Source organism: Bradyrhizobium sp. USDA 326 (assembly GCF_049739485.1).
Lineage (GTDB): Bacteria > Pseudomonadota > Alphaproteobacteria > Rhizobiales > Xanthobacteraceae > Bradyrhizobium.
Genome location: NZ_JBMGQA010000001.1, coordinates 150,884 through 166,157 on the forward strand (window position 1 = coordinate 150,884; position 15,274 = coordinate 166,157).

The window sequence follows — 15,274 nt, forward strand, 5'->3', positions numbered from 1 at the left end:
GGAAAGAACAGCCATGACCGCCCATTACGACGCCCGCGAGACGCGTGAGCAAGCCGCGCGCGAGGCCGACCTGTTCTCCCGCCTGTCAGGGGTGCTGCGAGCCGCAATGGCCGCCCCGGCCTATGCCGAGCGGCTCAAAGGCTTCGATCCCGCCGCCGTGACCTCCAGGACGGCGCTGGCGGGCCTGCCGGTGTTGCGCAAATCGGAGCTGCCCGCCCTGCATAGGGCCTCTGCGCCCTTCGGAGGCCTTGTGGCGGCCCCCCCCGCCTCGTTCGCCCGCCTCTTCACCTCCCCCGGCCCGATCTTCGAGCCGGAAGGGCGGCAGGCCGATCCTTGGCGCGGCGCAAGGGCGCTGTTCGCGGCGGGGTTCCGGCCTGACGATATCGTCCTCAATACCTTCAGCTACCATCTCACCCCCGGCGGCTTCATCTTCGACGCCTCCGCGCGCGCGCTCGGCTGTGCGGTAATCCCGGCCGGCCCCGGCAATACCGAGCAGCAATTCGAGCTGATCGAGGCCTACCGGCCGGTTGGCTACAGCGGCACGCCGGATTTCCTGAAGATCCTGCTGGACGCCGCAGCAAGCTCCGGGCGCGACATCTCCTCGATCAAGCGCGCGCTGGTCTCGGGCGCTGCGTTCCCGCCCTCGCTCCAGGCCGAGATCAAAGCGCGCGGCATCGACGCCTACCAGGCCTTCGGCACCGCCGATCTCGGCCTCATCGCGTTCGAGACCGAGGCGCGCGAGGGCATGGTCGTGAACGAGGACCTGATCCTGGAGATCGTCAATCCCGGCACCGGAAATCCGGTGGCGCCAGGCGACGTCGGCGAGATCGTCGTGACCTCGCTCGATCCGCACCATCCCTGGATCCGGCTCGCACTCGGCGACCTCACCGCGGCCCTGCCCGGCACGAGCCCTTGCGGGCGCACCAACATGCGCATCAAGGGCTGGATGGGCCGCGCCGACCAGACTACCAAGATCAAGGGCATGTTCGTCCGGCCCGAGCAGATCGCCGAGATCGGCAAGCGCCATTCCGCACTCGGAAGACTGCGCCTCGTCGTCACGCGCCAGGGCGAAGCCGACGCGATGACGCTGAGAGCGGAAACGGCGGCCGCGAACAACGCCCTGCGTGAAGAGATCGCGGCCAGCTTGCGCGCCGTGACGAAACTCGGTGGAAGCGTCGAGCTGGTCAGTCCCGGCACCCTGCCGAACGACGGCAAGGTGATCGCGGACGAGCGGTAAGACCTGAGGCGAGGCGGCTATTTCGTACCGATCGCCGCCCACGACATCTGGTTGACCCATTCGGTCCGCACATTCTTCAGCCCGGCCTCTTCCATCAGGCTCTGAACCGTTTCGCGGCGCCAGTAATGCGCGATGCGCGGCAGCATCTGGTCGAATACGATCGAACGGATGTGCCGGAATGAGAACGTCCGCAACAGGTCGAAATAGGCCAGCCGCCCGACGCCAAGGCGAAGCAGCAGCCACAGCACCGCGCTCGGATAGAGCGAGAGATGGTGCACGAGGCCGATCGGCAAGCGCGAGAACAGCGCCTTGCGCAACGGATCGGCGAAGCGGACGATCCACTCGTTGTTCTCGTAGCCGTAGACCCAGATCAGGACGCGCCCGCCAGGCTTCGCCGCCTTCACCATCTGTCGCAGCGCCAGCTCAGGGCTCTCGAGGTGATGAATGACGCCGATCGAGAAGGCGACGTCGAAACGATCTTCGAAGCCGATGTCGAATGCGCTCCGCTTCAGCACGGTTGCGTTGGGATATTGCGCGAGGTTGCGGCGCGCGACTGCGAGCGAGCCGTCATCGATATCGATCGCGGTGGCCTCGCGCACGCCGTATTTCAGCGGCCACAGCGAATTGCGCCCGGTGCCGCAGCCGACGTCGAGCACACTCATGCCGTTCCAGTCGTCCGGCCCGAGGAACGGCGTCCATTTCCGGAACTGCGTCTCGTAGTCGGCTCGGATCTCGTTGTAATGGCTCCATTCGTAGCCGAAACGCTCGGATGAGCCGGTCTGCTTGCTCATGCCCGTGCTGTTCTCGCTCATCAAAATCTTCCGGTCGGGGCGACGTGCGCCTTGAGCCGCGCGAGGCTGTCGCGAATCGCGGGCGGCAGCACCCTGACGACGCGCTTGCGCAGGCGGAACCAGGACGGGGACACATCAGCAATCGCAACGCCCTCGGGCACGCGTGTGGCGCGGATCGCCGGATCGAGCGTGGCCTGATGCTCGCGGCGGACATAGAGGACGATGTTGTAGCGATACCAGAACGAAATGCGGTGATCGCTCACAACCTGAGGCCGGACAAAGTCGTAGGCGTCGAAGCCGTGCCGCGTCAGCCGCTCCCGCCAGAAATCGAGCGGCTGTTCGTTAACGTGATATTCGCCGCCCTGCCCCGGCACGGCCGCGGAGAACAGCAAGTACTTGTCCGCGTGGATCACGAGATTCTGCACGAACTGGTCGGCGAATTGCACCTGGATGTGTTCGGCGACTTCCAGCGATTGCACCAGATCGAATCGACGGGACAGATCGAGCGGCCGCGACAGATCCGCGGGCGTGAACAACTCGCGCGGAATCTCCAAACCGTCCTGATCGACATAGTCGCCGTCGACGCCCCTTATGTCGCTAACGCCGGACGCGCGCCAGACGCTCAGCCAGCCGCCGCCGGCGCAGCCGATGTCCGCGACGCTCGCAATCGGCAAAACGCGTAACAGTAGCGGAATGATCTCCGAGGCGGCGTAGTGGGACGAGATGGACGCGTAATCCATGAACTTCTCGTCGTACTGGCGCTGAGCGGCTTTCTCCGTCATGGGCCAACCACCCTGAGATAGGCGACATCGTGCATCGGGCCGTTCAACACCCGCGTCCGCGCAACGTCGGCCGCGCGTGACACGGTCGACACGAGATCCTCCAGCTTGCGCGGAAACCGGCCGCGATCCATGCGGAAGAACATCGCCTTTGCACGGTCGCGCGGATTAACCGGCAGGATGGCATCGACGATGTGAAGCGCCCCGCCCGGCCTGACCACACGCAGCGCCTCCAGCGCCATCGCCTGGAGCTGCTCGCCGTCGAGATGATGCGTGGTCGCGACCGAGATGACCTGATCGAACGAGGCATCCGGAAAAGAGAGCTTTGTCGCGTCCATCGCAATGAACTCGCCGCCGGAGCGAATTCGCTTTGCGGACGCGATGTAGTGGGGATTGATGTCGATACCGACATAGCGGCCGGGAATGAGCCTGCGTGTCGCGCCCGTGCCGCAGCCAAGATCGAGCACGTCGCCGCCTGCACTCAACGGCACCTCCTCGACCAGCAACTGCGTGTAGCGGCGCACGGTCGGCTGACCGATGAACTGGTTGAGATCGTAGACGGCGGGCAGTTCCAGAACCCGCTCCAGCGCTTTCCGCAACATCCGGTCCTATCCCATGGCTACAGGGCGACGAAAGGCCTGGAGGCCGAGCCAGATCCACAGGGCCATGGCATGGTTCGAACGCCTGTTGCGGTGTTGTTGCCACAAATCGGCGACCTCGGCGAGGTCAATGCCGGCGATTTTTTCCAGCGGTATGCGCTGCGGAATTTCCCGGAGCCAGGCAGCGAGCGGGATTCCGAACCCCTTCTTGGGTCGGGATACAAGGTCCGCGGGCACTTTTCGCGCCAGCAATTTCTTCAACAAATATTTCCCCACGCCATTGCGATATTTGAACGCGGTCGGCAGCCTCGCACTGAAATCGACGAGATCGTTGTCGAGGAAGATCGCGCGGGCCTCCAGCGAATTCATCATCGCGGCACGGTCGACCTTGGTTAAGATGCCGTCCTGGAGATAGAACTGGGTATAGAACTCCAGCGTCTTCTCGACGAGACTGAGTCTCGGGGATGCGTTCCACAGAGCCAGCGCCTCCTCGTAGAGTTCCTCGGTGTCGATCCTCTCGTCGAACAGTCGTTCTATGTCGGGCGGCGCCAGCGGGCCGAGCCAGGTCGGGTTCCACAACTCCGGACCATAGGAAAGGCCGGTCAACGTGCGCTTGAGCTTGAAATCCAGGCTCATGTTGCGGGTCGACACCGGCAATCTCCCGGCCACGCTGCGAATGATGCCGTGTAGCACGTTTGGGACGCGGCCCTTGTAGATCGAAGCGACGCGCAGTGCGTGGAACGGGTCGTAACCGGCAAAGAGTTCGTCGGCCCCGTCGCCCGACAGCGTCACTGTCACCTTGCGTCGCGCGAACTCGCACAAGAGATAAGTCGGCAGCAGCGAGGAATCGCCGAGCGGCTCGCCGACCTTGTCCAAGAGCGCCGGAATGAGGTCGCGGGCTCGCGCCAAATCGAGCTTCTCCTCGTTGTGAAGAGACCGGAAGATCTGCGCCACGCGGCCGGCATGCGCGGACTCATCGAACGAACGCTCGTTGAAGCCGATCGTAAACGTCTCGAGCCGCTCCTTGCCGACGATGTCGGTTGCGGCGGCCAGCACCGCGCTGGAATCGATACCGCCGCTCAAAAAGACTCCGAGGGGCACGTCACTGATCAGGCGGCGGCGCACCGCCTGTGTGACGAGATGATCGAGCTCGTCGACGAGATCGTCCTCCTTGCGCGAGGACATCGCCTCGTCGGGCGCGAGCGAAAACTGCCAGTATCGCTGAGTGGTGACGGCGCCCGAGCGAAGATCGAAACGCAGCCAGGAGCCGCCGGGTAATTTCGCCGCATGACGATAGGGCGTCCGCGGCGCCGGGAAGAAGCCGTAAGCGAACAGCTTTTGTAAGGAGCGAATGTCGAGCGAGGCGTCGAAACCGCGATGACTCTCGAGCGAACGCAACTCGCTCGAGAACGCAAAGAAGCCTACGCCCGTGGCGTAGAACAGCGGCTTCTCGCCGAACCGGTCCCGCGCCAGGAAGAGCTGGGCTTTCTCGCTGTCCCACACCGCGAAGGCGAACATGCCGTTCAGCCGCCGTGGCAGGTCGTTGCCCCATTCCTCGTAGCCGTGCACTAGAACTTCGGTGTCGGAATGATCGGAGACGAAACGATGGCCACATCGCTCCAGCTCGGTACGAAGCTCGATGTGATTGTAGATCTCGCCGTTGAAGATGACCGCGATCGTCGCAGTCTCGTTCCACATCGGCTGCGCGCCACCGCCGATATCGAGAATGGCGAGCCGCCGATGTCCCAGGAACACGCGATGCGTCTCGTCGGCATGATAGCCGAAGCCGTCTGGACCACGATGCGCGAGCGCATTCGTCATCGCACGGATGTCGCCGACGTCCCCTGCACCGCAAAATCCAGCTATGCCGCACATCGCGTCAAATATTCCTTTGACCGGTGCTCGTGGTCGCCTCGCCCTGGAAATTGATCAGCTCGCGCACGAGATAGGCACGGGCTCCTTGCGATTCGTAATAGGTGCGCACCAGCATCTCGGCGACGAGACCGAGCAGGATGCTGATCATGCCAACCAGGAACAATAGCGCAGCCAGCAGCGGCAGTGGCGTCTGGATCAGCGAGATTTGGGCACCGAAGCGCAGCAAGATGGCGAGCGCGATGGTGGCGAAGGCGGCGATGATCGAGACCAGCCCGAAGCCGCCAAACAGATAGATCGGCTTGGCGAAATAGCGTCGCAGGAACATCACCACGAGAAGATCGAGCACGACCTTGAAGACGCGCTCGAGGCCGTAATTCGAGGCGCCGAACTGCCGCGCATGGTGGGCGACGGGGAGCTCGGTGATGCGTGCGCCCTGCCACTCGGCATAGATCGGGATGAAGCGGTGCATCTCGCCGTAGAGACGAACGCCGCTCACCATGCTACGGCGGTAGACTTTCAGCGTGCAGCCGTAATCATGCAGCTTCACGCCCGACATGCGCGAGATGAAGCGGTTGGCGACCCGGCTCACCCAGTTCCGCCTGAGCTCGGAATCCTTGCGCTCCCTGCGCCAGCCGGAGACGACATCGTAGCCCTCGTCGAGTCTCGCCAGCAGGCGCGGGATGTCGGCAGGATCATTCTGAAGGTCAGCGTCGATCATCACGACGATATCGTTCGTGGCGTGGTCGATACCTGCCATCAGCGCGGCGGTTTGGCCGTAATTCCTGCGGAAGTCGACGACCTTGACCTCGGGATGCGCCTGCGACAGCGAACGCAGAAGCGCAAGCGAGCCATCCTGGCTGCCGTCGTTGACGAGCACGATTTCGAAGCGGTTGGGCAGCCCGCGCAGAACAGCCATCAGCTTCTCCACCAGAAAAGGAAGCGACTGCTCTTCGTTGTAGACGGGCACGATGACGGAAAGGCCTGGGGGAGTTCGATCAGTCATGGTTTATCGCGCTCAACTGTTCCGCCGCGGTAAGACGGCGCGGCAGCGACGACGACGTCAGCTCTTGGCGAAATACTCGTCAAGACCCTTGCCTCCGAGATACGCGCGCCTGAGCATCAGATAATACCACGGGGTCTCTGTTCTGGAGAAAGAGCCCTCGTCCGGCACATAGTGTCGACCCAGGACCGTCTCGTAAGCCTGGGCGTCGGCGACCAACGCCGCAGTCGGAATCCACGGCCGCCTCCATTGCACCACGGCCAGAACAAGCATGAGGCAAGAGACCAGCGCCAGCGCCTCGCGCGTCGCGGTCTTCCGCTTCGTCAGGACCCAGGGCCACACCGCGTAGATCAAGCCGACGAACACAGGCAGCTGGAACAGTCCAATGTAGCGCGGGAAGAGTTCCGACCAGAGATAGATCACGCGGAACACCTGATCGATACGCGAAATGGCGAAGCAGAAGATCACGACTGCAACCCATCCGAGCAAGATGACGACAGTATCCGCCACAGGAAGGGCCAGACGCTCCAACCAGTTCGTCCTAACGCGGCTGACGATCAACCCGAGCGAGGTGACGGCAGAGCGCAGCTTCGGCACGGCTAAGACCAGAAGCGCAAGCCCGATCGAAACGGCCAGAACGATGGCTGTCCCCAACAAGGAAAAACCCATGATCGACAGCATGCGTTCGCGCAGCACCGTGAGGACGACCGTGAGCAGGATCGGAACCATGTAAGCCGGGCGTAACAACTCCTTGGGCCGCGAAGCGAGATCGCAGGCGATCATAACAGCGAGCAGGATCGGCGCTTCACTCTGGTGCACGAAGCTCACGACGATCGGCGCCCAATAGGCCAGCCCGCCCCGTCCCGACCAGCGCAGGGCAAATGCTGCGAAGGCGATCATGGCACAAAGGCAGCGGGGGAAAACCGAGAATGGCGAGAACGCCGCCCCCGGGTTGATCCAGGCGTAGAGACCAAGCCAGAGCGTATGATGCAGGCTGACGCGTGGCGCGGGCGGTGCCGGCGTCACCTGATATAGCGACCAAGATAGGCTGGGCGGCGGCACTGTGAGATAGAACAGCGCGGCAAGCGCGATGGCGGCAAATAGCGGAAACACCAACGGACCTCTGGCCGCCCAGAATACAATGAGCAGGCACAAAATGCCGACAAGCGCGCCCGAGAGGATCATGCCCCACCACAACGAGAGGTACAGAAACTCGGGAAAATCCCTCGCGGGATCGGTCATGCCGAGCGACTGCTGCATCCTTCCGACGAAATACATCGCGAGCGACGTGAACGGATAATTGTTGCAATAGGCAGCGCGCATCTTCGCCCGATAGATCAAGTGATCGCTCGCCGAGACCGCGATGAGGTGCTCGACGAGCTTGTCCTGCTGGTCATGCGAGACCTGTCCGGCCTGTTCGACCCCGCAAAGATACAGATACAGGAGATCCTTGTCGAAGCGGATGTCATGCTCGCCGATACGCCCATTGATCCCGACCCAGACCACCAAGGACAACAACACCGCGATCAGAGAAGTGAGCGTAAAACGCCGCATCGAAACCACCGCACCTACCGTCATTGGCGCCGAGTTCCTCTCGCCCTGGTTGCAAGCCAGACAATATAGACGCTCCCCCCGCACATTCAACCGACATTCTTTCGCGTGTAGACACGGGGCAGGAACCGCATGCTACGCCTGCTCCGGCTGTGTCGCGGCTGATACGGCGGCTCGGCTGCGCTGGGAAGCGAACTTCCCGCTGATTGTCTTCTTGGTCGGCGCGCCGCTCACGAGGCCAACTCCGTGGATCGCCGCGCGCAGTTGCGGTCGGGATCGAGTTCGTAATTGACACCGCAGGGACGCAGGAGCTTGGCGAACTTGTCGAGATAGTCCGGGCTGCCATAGGAGGACAGGCCCATGACCTTGTGCTCGTCGTTGATCATCTGATAGCCGAGATATTGAGTCAGCACCCCGGAATAGAGACCAAGACTGTTATGGCGATCAAATCGTGTCGGCACGCGGAAGTCGTTGCCCCGCGCATGAGCGACGAGGCCGGACCTGGAATCGCCTGAGAAATCGAAGCAGGCGAAGGTCGCCTCCGGAAAACCGGAGCCGTAGAACGAACTCGCGACAAGACAGAGGTGATGGTCGTAGACTTTGATCTTCGGGCAATGGCCGAACTGACATTTGAAATATTCGGTGAGGCGCTGCGCGTAGTTCGTGGAGGTCTTCAGCGGCGAGCAGATCCAGTCGACCTTGCGCATGTTGATGCCGGCCTGCTTCAGGCAGAATTCGATTGCTCATGCGGCAGCTCGCCGCGCGCATGTTTCGCAAACGTGAAGCGCTCCTCCTCCGCGGCTGCGATCAACTAGCAGCACCGCCGCACCATCGTGGTGCCCGTGCTTGTTCCGATCACATACACGTCGCGTAGACCCCTTGCGAAGCCTTCTATCGAAACCGCCGCCGATGTAAATCGGGGCGGCCCGAACGGAACGCTTGACGGCAGCCATATTGGCGCAATGCCCCGGGGACGCAGGAGCCTTGCATCGTCCCTGCGGCTCCCGTATTACCAACCCCTGCTCCAATATGACCTCGAATTGGCCCTTTCTGGACCCAAAACGTGCTTGAACGAACCCTCGTCACCATTGCCGAAACCGAGACCATTGAGGAAGCCTTCCGGCGCCTGAATGCGAACATGCTCGGCATCCTGTTCGCGCAGGACGCGAGCGGACGAATCGTCGGCGCCGTGACGGACGGTGACATCCGCAGGCGCATGCTGACCGGCATCACGATTCAGGACCGGGTTGCGTCCTGCATCAATCGCAACTTCGTCTGGGCGCCGACCGGCGGGCCACGCGAGCAGATCCTCAAGCTGCTCGACCAGCGCGTCCATGTGGTGCCGATCCTCGATGGCGAGGGACGGCTGGTCGACGTATTCAGCCGCGAGCTGTTCAACCTGTCGGAAGAGAGCGAGGTGTTCGCGCGTGCCCGCTCGCCGGTGCGGATCAGCTTCTCCGGCGGCGGCACCGACCTGACGCATTACTTCGTGGCGAATGACGGTGGCGCGGTTATCAGCGCCACGATCAAGATGTACGCGCACGCGACGCTGCGGCGCCGGAGCGATCCCAGCATCCGGATCTACTCGCACGATTTCCGCCGCACGGTTGAGGCCGACAATCTCGCGGAACTCGGAACGGGCGGAGATCTCGCGCTGATCAAATCGGTCGTGCGCCTGATCAAGCCGACTTATGGATTCGAGCTCGAGGTATCCGCCGACTTCCCGGTCGGTTCCGGCCTCGGCGGCTCCGCGGTGGTCTCGTCCGCGATCATCGGTTGCTTCAACGAATTCCGTGGGGATCAGTGGGACCGCCACGAGATCGCGGAAATGGCGTTCCAGGCCGAGCGGCTGATGCTCAATATTCCCGGCGGCTGGCAGGATCAGTACGCCACCGTGTTCGGCGGCTTCAATCACATGGAGTTCTTCTCCGACCAGAACACCATCGTGCCGCTTCGCCTGGATCCCAACATCATCGCCGAGCTCGAGGAGAGCCTGGTGCTCTGCTACGCCGGCTCCGGCCGCGATTCCGGCGCCATTCACCGCGACCAGAAGGCTCAGCACGAGACCAGCGACGCCGTCGCCGCCGCAGCCAAGCAGAAGGAAGTGACGCGCGACATAAGGCGGCATCTGCTGCGCGGCCAGCTCCTGGAATGCGGCCGGCTGATCGACGAGGCCTGGCACGCCAAACGGAAGCTGAGCTCGAAGATCTCGTCGGAAGCGATCGACGCGATCTACGATTTCGCCAAGCAGCACGGTGCGGTCGGCGGAAAGCTCCTGGGCGCCGGCGGCGGCGGTTACTTCCTGTTCTTCGTGCGTCCGTTCGAGCGTTACCAGCTCATCGCGGCGCTGGAACAGCAGGGGCATCGCTGTTCGCGCATCATGTTCGAGGAGAACGGGCTGCGGACGTGGAAGTCGCGCGTTCCCGCGCGGCTCGCCTGACGCATATGAGACGAGAGTGTTGATGACATCGCCCAAACAGTCTGCTCCGGTCCGCATCGGCAACCGTCTTCTGGGCGATGACGAAGCCTGTTACGTCATCGCCGAAATCGGCAACAACCACAATGGCGACTTCGACCGCGCCATCGCGCTGGTCGATGCCGCGGTTGCGGCGGGCGCCGACTGCGCCAAATTCCAGATGCGCAAACTCGACGAGGTCTATCGTGCCTCGAGCCTGTCCGGGAAGGACGACGATCTCGCCGTCGAATATACGCTCGATCTCCTGCGCCGCTTCGAGCTGCCCATCGCGCAGCAAAAGAAGATCGCCGAGTACTGCGCAGCCAAGGGTATCGAGTACCTCTGCACGCCCTGGGACGCGAAGAGCGTCGCCGTGCTCGAAGGCTTCGGCGTGCAGGCCTACAAGGTCGCGTCGGCCGACCTCACCAACCTGCCGCTGCTCGCTCGCCTCACAGCAACCGGCAAGACGCTGATCGTCTCGACCGGCATGAGCACGACGGACGAGATCAAGGCGGCGGCGAAGTTCCTCGACGACCGCAATGCCAGCTACGTGCTCCTACATTGCCAGAGCACCTATCCGGCCGCGCTCCACAACATCCATTTGCGTTTCATGGAAACGCTGCGCGAAATCCATCCGGTCGTCGGCTATTCCGGCCACGAGCGCGGCATTGCCGTTTCCACAGCCGCCGTCGCGCTCGGCGCCGTGGTCATCGAACGCCACATCACGCTCGATCGCGAGATGGAAGGTCCGGACCATGCCGCGAGCCTGGAGCCTGAGGAATTCAAGGCACTGGTCTCCGGCATCCGCGAGGTCGAGGCGGCGCGCGGAGAGAAGCTCGCGGAGCGCGCGCTGAGCCAGGGTGAGCTGATCAACCGCGAAAACCTCGCCAAGAGCTTGGTGGCCGCGCGCGACCTTCCGGCCGGTACGATGATCTCCGAAAACGACATCGCCGTGAAGAGCCCGGGACAGGGCCTGTCGCCACTGAAGATGCCGGCGCTGCTCGGCCGCAGGTTGAGGCGAACGATGGCGGCGGACGACTATTTCTTCCAGAGCGACCTCGACGAGGGCGTCGCGAAGGCACGGCGCTACCGTTTCGACCGGCCCTGGGGGGTGCCGGTGCGCTATCACGATACCGCGCGCTTCCTTGAGATCTGCGAGCCCGACATCATCGAATTCCATCTCAGCTACAGCGACATGGAACGCGATCCAGCGGCCTATCTCTCCGGCACCTATGATCTCAGCTTCGTCGTGCATGCGCCGGAGCTGTTTGCTGGCTCCAAGCTGATGGACCTCGCAACCCCCGACGAGGCGCTGCGGCGCTATTCGCTGGAGCAGACGCAAGCGGTGATCGACATCACCCGCGGCCTGAAAAAGTTCTTTCCCAAGACCAAGCGCCCGCCCATCGTCGCGAACATCGGCGGCTTCACCATGGATGAGCCGCTGCCACCGGAGGAAAAAGCCGAGCGCTATCGCATTTTTGCGCAGAGCTTGAGCGAGCTCGACATGGACGGCGTCGAGCTGACGCCGCAGACCATGGCACCGTTCCCCTGGCATTTCGGCGGCCAACGTCATCAGAACATCTTCATCTTCCCGGAGGAGTCGGCCGCATTCTGCGCCAGGCATGATCTGCGCATGTGCGTCGACATCTCCCACACCAAGCTCGCCGCCAATCATTTTGGCTTCGACTTCGCGCAAGGCCTCGCCCAGCTCGGGCCGCACACCGCGCATCTGCATTTCGGCGACGCCAAAGGGCTGGACGGCGAAGGACTCCAAATCGGCGAAGGCGAGATCGATTTCGACGAGATCGGACAGGTGCTGCGCAAGCATGCACCGACGGCGTCGTTCATTCCCGAGATATGGCAGGGCCACAAGAACATGGGCGAAGGTTTCTGGACCGCGCTCGAGCGCCTCGAGGGACACATCTGATGGCGCGCAAGACGCTGGCCGTGATCGCCGCGCGCGGCGGCTCCAAGGGTATCCCGCACAAAAACCTGCTCGATCTCTGCGGCAAGCCGCTGATCGCCTGGACGGTCGAGCAGGCGCGCGCCGCACGTGGCGTCGACGTGGTGGCGGTCTCGTCGGACAGTGACAATATCCTGGCCGCGGCCGAGGCCGCCGGCGCGGTCGGCGTGCGGCGTCCGGACGACATTTCGGGCGACCTCGCCTCCTCCGAATCCGCCTGGTTGCATGCCCTCGATGCGATCGAGGCGAGCATGGGACGGTTCGAGCGCATCGTCGCACTTCAGGCCACATCGCCGATCCGCGAGCCCGGCGACATCGAGAACGCGCTTGCGACCTTCGACCGCGACCGTCTCGACAGCCTGCTTTCGGTCTGCGAGGTCGAGGATTACTTCAACTGGCGGATCGGCGCGAGCGGACCGGAGCCGATCAATTACGACTATCGCAACCGCCGCATGCGGCAGCAGATCGAGAAGCGCTACCTCGAGAACGGCTCGTTCTACGTCCTGATCCCATCCCTCCTGCGCGAGCAGAACAATCGTCTCGGCGGCAAGATCGGCTTCCACGTGATGGAGCGTCACAAGATGTTCCAGATCGATCGTCCCGAGGACGTCAAGCTTTGCGCCGCCATCATGCGCAGTTACGGCTATGCCTGATCTCAGCGCCTTCTCTCTCGCAGGCAAGATCGCCGTGGTCACCGGCGCTTCGCGCGGCATCGGCGCCGCGATCGCGAGCGGCCTGAAGAATGCGGGGGCCACGGTGTTCGGCCTCAGCCGGTCCGGAACCGCGCCGCAGGGCGTCATCGCGATTGCCTGCGACCTCTCAGACGACGGAGCCATCGAAAGCGCGTTCCGCACCATTGCGGCAAAAGGCGATCGCATCGACGCACTCGTGAATGCCGCCGGCATCAGCCTTCCCGCCCAAAGCAGCGAAAGCGAGCTCGCACGCTTCCGCAGCACGGTCGCAACCGATCTCACCGGCGTCTACGCCACCATCCTCGCCGCCTACCCGCTGCTGAAGAACGCGGGCTCGGCGGCGATCGTCAACGTCACCAGCATCAATTCGGTGCGGGGCTTCCCCGGCAATCCCGGCTACGTGGCAGCGAAGGCGGGTCTGGCCGGGCTGACACGCGCGCTCGCCGCCGACTACGCACCCGACGCCATCCGCGTCAACGCGCTTGCGCCCGGATACGTCGCAACGGAGATGACCGCGAGGAGTTACGCCGATCCCATCATGCACGAGGATCGACGCCGCCATACGATGCTCGGCCGCTGGGGACAGCCCGCCGACATGGTGGGCGCCGCCATCTTCCTGGCCTCGGAAGCCTCCGCCTACGTGACCGGCCAGGAAATCTTCGTCGATGGGGGCTGGACCACCAAGGGTCTCGCCATCAGCTCGGATAACACATCGTGACCGCAACACTGCAACGCATCGGCTTCATGCAGGGACGCCTGTCGGCACTGGTCGACGGCAAGATCCAGGCTTTCCCGTGGAATGAATGGCGCGATGAACTTCCCCGTGCCAAGGCGCTCGGCCTGACGCGAATGGAATGGACCATCGATCAGGAGCGGCTGCGGGAGAACCCGCTCACGACCGAGGCGGGACAACAGGAGATTCTGACGCTGTCGCGCGAGAACGGCGTCCGCATCCCGAGCCTGACAGGCGATTGCTTCATGCAGGCGCCGTTCTGGAAGGTCGATGCTGTGGTACGCGACGCGCTCGTCACCGACCTCGACCTCCTGATCGCGGCCTGCAGCCGGATCGGCATCGAATTCGTGGTGATCCCGCTGGTCGACAACGGCAAGATCGAGCGCCTGAGCGAGACCGATACGTTGAAGCGCGTGCTTCTCGCGCGCTCCGAGCAGCTCGCAAGACGGAACGTCAGGATCGTCTTCGAATCCGATCTGCCGCCGCATGAGCTCGCCCGGTTCATAGAGGCGTTTCCGGCGGACGTCTTCGGCATCAACTACGACAGCGGCAACAGCGCTTCGCTCGGCTATGACAGCGGCGAGGAGATTGACGCTTATGCGCCGCGCATTCTCAATGTCCATGTGAAGGACCGCATTCGGGGCGGCACCACCGTGCCGCTTGGCACGGGCAATGCCGACTTGGCGAAGACGATCCGTCTGATCGAACGCTCCGGCTACAAGGGGCAGTACATCCTGCAAACTGCGCGAGCCAGCGACGGCGATCACGCCGGCGCGTTGGCGAAGTATCGCGACATGACGGTTCGCTGGATCGAGGATGCCGCGCGATGAAACTCGAGCTGAACGATCGCGTCGTGCTCGTCACAGGGGCCAGCCGCGGCATCGGGCTTGCGATCGCAACGACGCTCGCCGCGGAAGGTGCCAAGGTCGCGCTCGCCGCACGCGGCGCCGATGCGCTCGATGCCGCACGGGCCGCGGCCCGCGGCAGCACGTCGGTACACGTGGCCGATGTCGCCGATCCGGCTGCCGCTGCGACGTTGGTGCAGGAGGTCGAACGGCAGTGGGGCCGCCTCGACATTCTCGTCTGTAACGTCGGCAGCGGCGCTTCCGTACCTCCTGGGAAGGAAACCGCCGCGGAGTGGTCGCGGGTGATGGACCTCAATCTCTTTGCCACGACCAACATGATCGAGGCCGCACGGCCGCTGATGGCGCGCGGCAGCGGCGACCGGTCCATCGTCTGCATCTCCTCGATCGCCGGCATGGCGGCGCTTGGCGCGCCCGTAACTTACTATGCCGCGAAGGCGGCGCTGAACGCCACCGTGCGCGGGCTGGCGCGCCCGCTGGCGCTTGAGGGCATCCGCATCAATGCGGTCGCACCCGGCAACATCCTCGCCGCCGACGGCACCTGGGCGCGCAAGCTCGCCGAGAACAGGGCCGCAGTCGAGGACATGCTTGTTCGCGAGGTGGCACTGCGCCGGCTGGGCAAGCCGGAAGAGGTCGCCGACCTCGTCGCGTTCCTCGTTTCGCCGCGCGCGGCGTTCATCACCGGCAGCGTCATGGTCGCCGACGGCGGCCAATTGCGCAGCTGAACAGGAGCTCC

At 63.7% G+C, this 15,274-nt stretch carries 14 protein-coding genes; 7 read left to right on the forward strand and 7 right to left on the reverse strand.

The genetic code is table 11. The features are described 5' to 3' along the window. Positions 1-13 precede the first annotated feature (13 nt). A complete protein-coding gene (locus ABIG06_RS00655; protein WP_370140645.1) occupies positions 14-1,237 on the forward strand; it encodes a phenylacetate--CoA ligase family protein in 1,224 nt (407 codons plus the stop codon). A 17-nt stretch (positions 1,238-1,254) separates the two neighbouring features. On the opposite strand, the gene ABIG06_RS00660 is transcribed toward ABIG06_RS00655, so the two are convergent. The 7 genes from ABIG06_RS00660 to ABIG06_RS00690 all read right to left on the reverse strand — a co-directional run bounded on the left by ABIG06_RS00660 (position 1,255) and on the right by ABIG06_RS00690 (position 8,539). After that, the gene (locus tag ABIG06_RS00660; RefSeq protein ID WP_370140646.1) at positions 1,255-2,049 is read right to left on the reverse strand and encodes a class I SAM-dependent methyltransferase; all 795 of its coding nucleotides are present in this window, start codon (positions 2,047-2,049) and stop codon (positions 1,255-1,257) included. Further along, complete coding sequence (locus ABIG06_RS00665; RefSeq protein ID WP_124163472.1) at positions 2,049-2,810, reverse strand: methyltransferase domain-containing protein; 762 nt, start codon at positions 2,808-2,810, stop codon at positions 2,049-2,051. Before ABIG06_RS00665 ends, ABIG06_RS00660 begins: the two co-directional genes overlap by 1 nt. Next, entirely contained in the window at positions 2,807-3,409 is a 603-nt protein-coding gene (locus tag ABIG06_RS00670) for a class I SAM-dependent methyltransferase (RefSeq protein WP_370140647.1), read from the reverse strand. The genes ABIG06_RS00665 and ABIG06_RS00670 overlap by 4 nt, the downstream gene beginning before the upstream one ends. A 6-nt stretch (positions 3,410-3,415) precedes the next feature. Further along, complete coding sequence (gene asnB / locus ABIG06_RS00675; RefSeq protein WP_370140648.1) at positions 3,416-5,281, reverse strand: asparagine synthase (glutamine-hydrolyzing); 1,866 nt, start codon at positions 5,279-5,281, stop codon at positions 3,416-3,418. A gap of 4 nt (positions 5,282-5,285) precedes the next feature. Then, positions 5,286-6,284 (reverse strand): glycosyltransferase family 2 protein, encoded by a 999-nt coding sequence (locus ABIG06_RS00680; protein ID WP_370140649.1) that lies wholly within the window; start codon positions 6,282-6,284, stop codon positions 5,286-5,288. Positions 6,285-6,341: 57 nt separating this feature from the next. Continuing rightward, positions 6,342-7,835: a hypothetical protein gene (locus ABIG06_RS00685; protein WP_370140650.1), complete on the reverse strand. Its 1,494-nt coding sequence runs from the start codon at positions 7,833-7,835 to the stop codon at positions 6,342-6,344. 227 nt (positions 7,836-8,062) lie between these two features. Further along, complete coding sequence (locus tag ABIG06_RS00690) at positions 8,063-8,539, reverse strand: carbamoyltransferase N-terminal domain-containing protein (RefSeq protein ID WP_370140651.1); 477 nt, start codon at positions 8,537-8,539, stop codon at positions 8,063-8,065. A 356-nt stretch (positions 8,540-8,895) separates the two neighbouring features. On the opposite strand from ABIG06_RS00690, the gene ABIG06_RS00695 reads away from it, so the two are divergent. From ABIG06_RS00695 to ABIG06_RS00720, 6 genes are read left to right on the forward strand one after another with little or no spacing between them, the layout of a single operon-like run. After that, entirely contained in the window at positions 8,896-10,272 is a 1,377-nt protein-coding gene (locus tag ABIG06_RS00695) for a CBS domain-containing protein (protein ID WP_124163467.1), read from the forward strand. A gap of 22 nt (positions 10,273-10,294) precedes the next feature. Further along, positions 10,295-12,214, forward strand: a complete 1,920-nt coding sequence (locus ABIG06_RS00700; RefSeq protein ID WP_370140652.1) for an N-acetylneuraminate synthase family protein — start codon at positions 10,295-10,297, stop codon at positions 12,212-12,214. Further along, positions 12,214-12,903, forward strand: a complete 690-nt coding sequence (locus tag ABIG06_RS00705; RefSeq protein WP_124163465.1) for an acylneuraminate cytidylyltransferase family protein — start codon at positions 12,214-12,216, stop codon at positions 12,901-12,903. The genes ABIG06_RS00700 and ABIG06_RS00705 overlap by 1 nt, the downstream gene beginning before the upstream one ends. Beyond that, on the forward strand, positions 12,896-13,660 hold the full coding sequence (locus ABIG06_RS00710) for an SDR family oxidoreductase (protein ID WP_370140653.1): 765 nt from the start codon (positions 12,896-12,898) through the stop codon (positions 13,658-13,660). The genes ABIG06_RS00705 and ABIG06_RS00710 overlap by 8 nt, the downstream gene beginning before the upstream one ends. After that, positions 13,657-14,505 (forward strand): sugar phosphate isomerase/epimerase family protein, encoded by an 849-nt coding sequence (locus tag ABIG06_RS00715; protein ID WP_370140654.1) that lies wholly within the window; start codon positions 13,657-13,659, stop codon positions 14,503-14,505. The genes ABIG06_RS00710 and ABIG06_RS00715 overlap by 4 nt, the downstream gene beginning before the upstream one ends. Next, the gene (locus ABIG06_RS00720) at positions 14,502-15,263 is read left to right on the forward strand and encodes an SDR family NAD(P)-dependent oxidoreductase (protein WP_370140655.1); all 762 of its coding nucleotides are present in this window, start codon (positions 14,502-14,504) and stop codon (positions 15,261-15,263) included. Before ABIG06_RS00715 ends, ABIG06_RS00720 begins: the two co-directional genes overlap by 4 nt. The last annotated feature ends 11 nt before the right edge of the window (positions 15,264-15,274 follow it).

Excerpts from the sequence above, each read along its gene's own strand:
- ABIG06_RS00720 (WP_370140655.1), top strand. The coding sequence starts at position 14,502 with ATGAAACTCGAGCTGAACGATCGCGTCGTGCTCGTCACAGGGGCCAGC.
- ABIG06_RS00690 (WP_370140651.1), bottom strand. The coding sequence starts at position 8,539 with ATGCGCAAGGTCGACTGGATCTGCTCGCCGCTGAAGACCTCCACGAAC.
- ABIG06_RS00700 (WP_370140652.1), top strand. The coding sequence starts at position 10,295 with ATGACATCGCCCAAACAGTCTGCTCCGGTCCGCATCGGCAACCGTCTT.
- asnB (WP_370140648.1), bottom strand. The coding sequence starts at position 5,281 with ATGTGCGGCATAGCTGGATTTTGCGGTGCAGGGGACGTCGGCGACATC.
- ABIG06_RS00705 (WP_124163465.1), top strand. The coding sequence starts at position 12,214 with ATGGCGCGCAAGACGCTGGCCGTGATCGCCGCGCGCGGCGGCTCCAAG.
- ABIG06_RS00685 (WP_370140650.1), bottom strand. The coding sequence starts at position 7,835 with ATGCGGCGTTTTACGCTCACTTCTCTGATCGCGGTGTTGTTGTCCTTG.
- ABIG06_RS00710 (WP_370140653.1), top strand. The coding sequence starts at position 12,896 with ATGCCTGATCTCAGCGCCTTCTCTCTCGCAGGCAAGATCGCCGTGGTC.
- ABIG06_RS00665 (WP_124163472.1), bottom strand. The coding sequence starts at position 2,810 with ATGACGGAGAAAGCCGCTCAGCGCCAGTACGACGAGAAGTTCATGGAT.
- ABIG06_RS00655 (WP_370140645.1), top strand. The coding sequence starts at position 14 with ATGACCGCCCATTACGACGCCCGCGAGACGCGTGAGCAAGCCGCGCGC.
- ABIG06_RS00660 (WP_370140646.1), bottom strand. The coding sequence starts at position 2,049 with ATGAGCGAGAACAGCACGGGCATGAGCAAGCAGACCGGCTCATCCGAG.
- ABIG06_RS00670 (WP_370140647.1), bottom strand. The coding sequence starts at position 3,409 with ATGTTGCGGAAAGCGCTGGAGCGGGTTCTGGAACTGCCCGCCGTCTAC.
- ABIG06_RS00680 (WP_370140649.1), bottom strand. The coding sequence starts at position 6,284 with ATGACTGATCGAACTCCCCCAGGCCTTTCCGTCATCGTGCCCGTCTAC.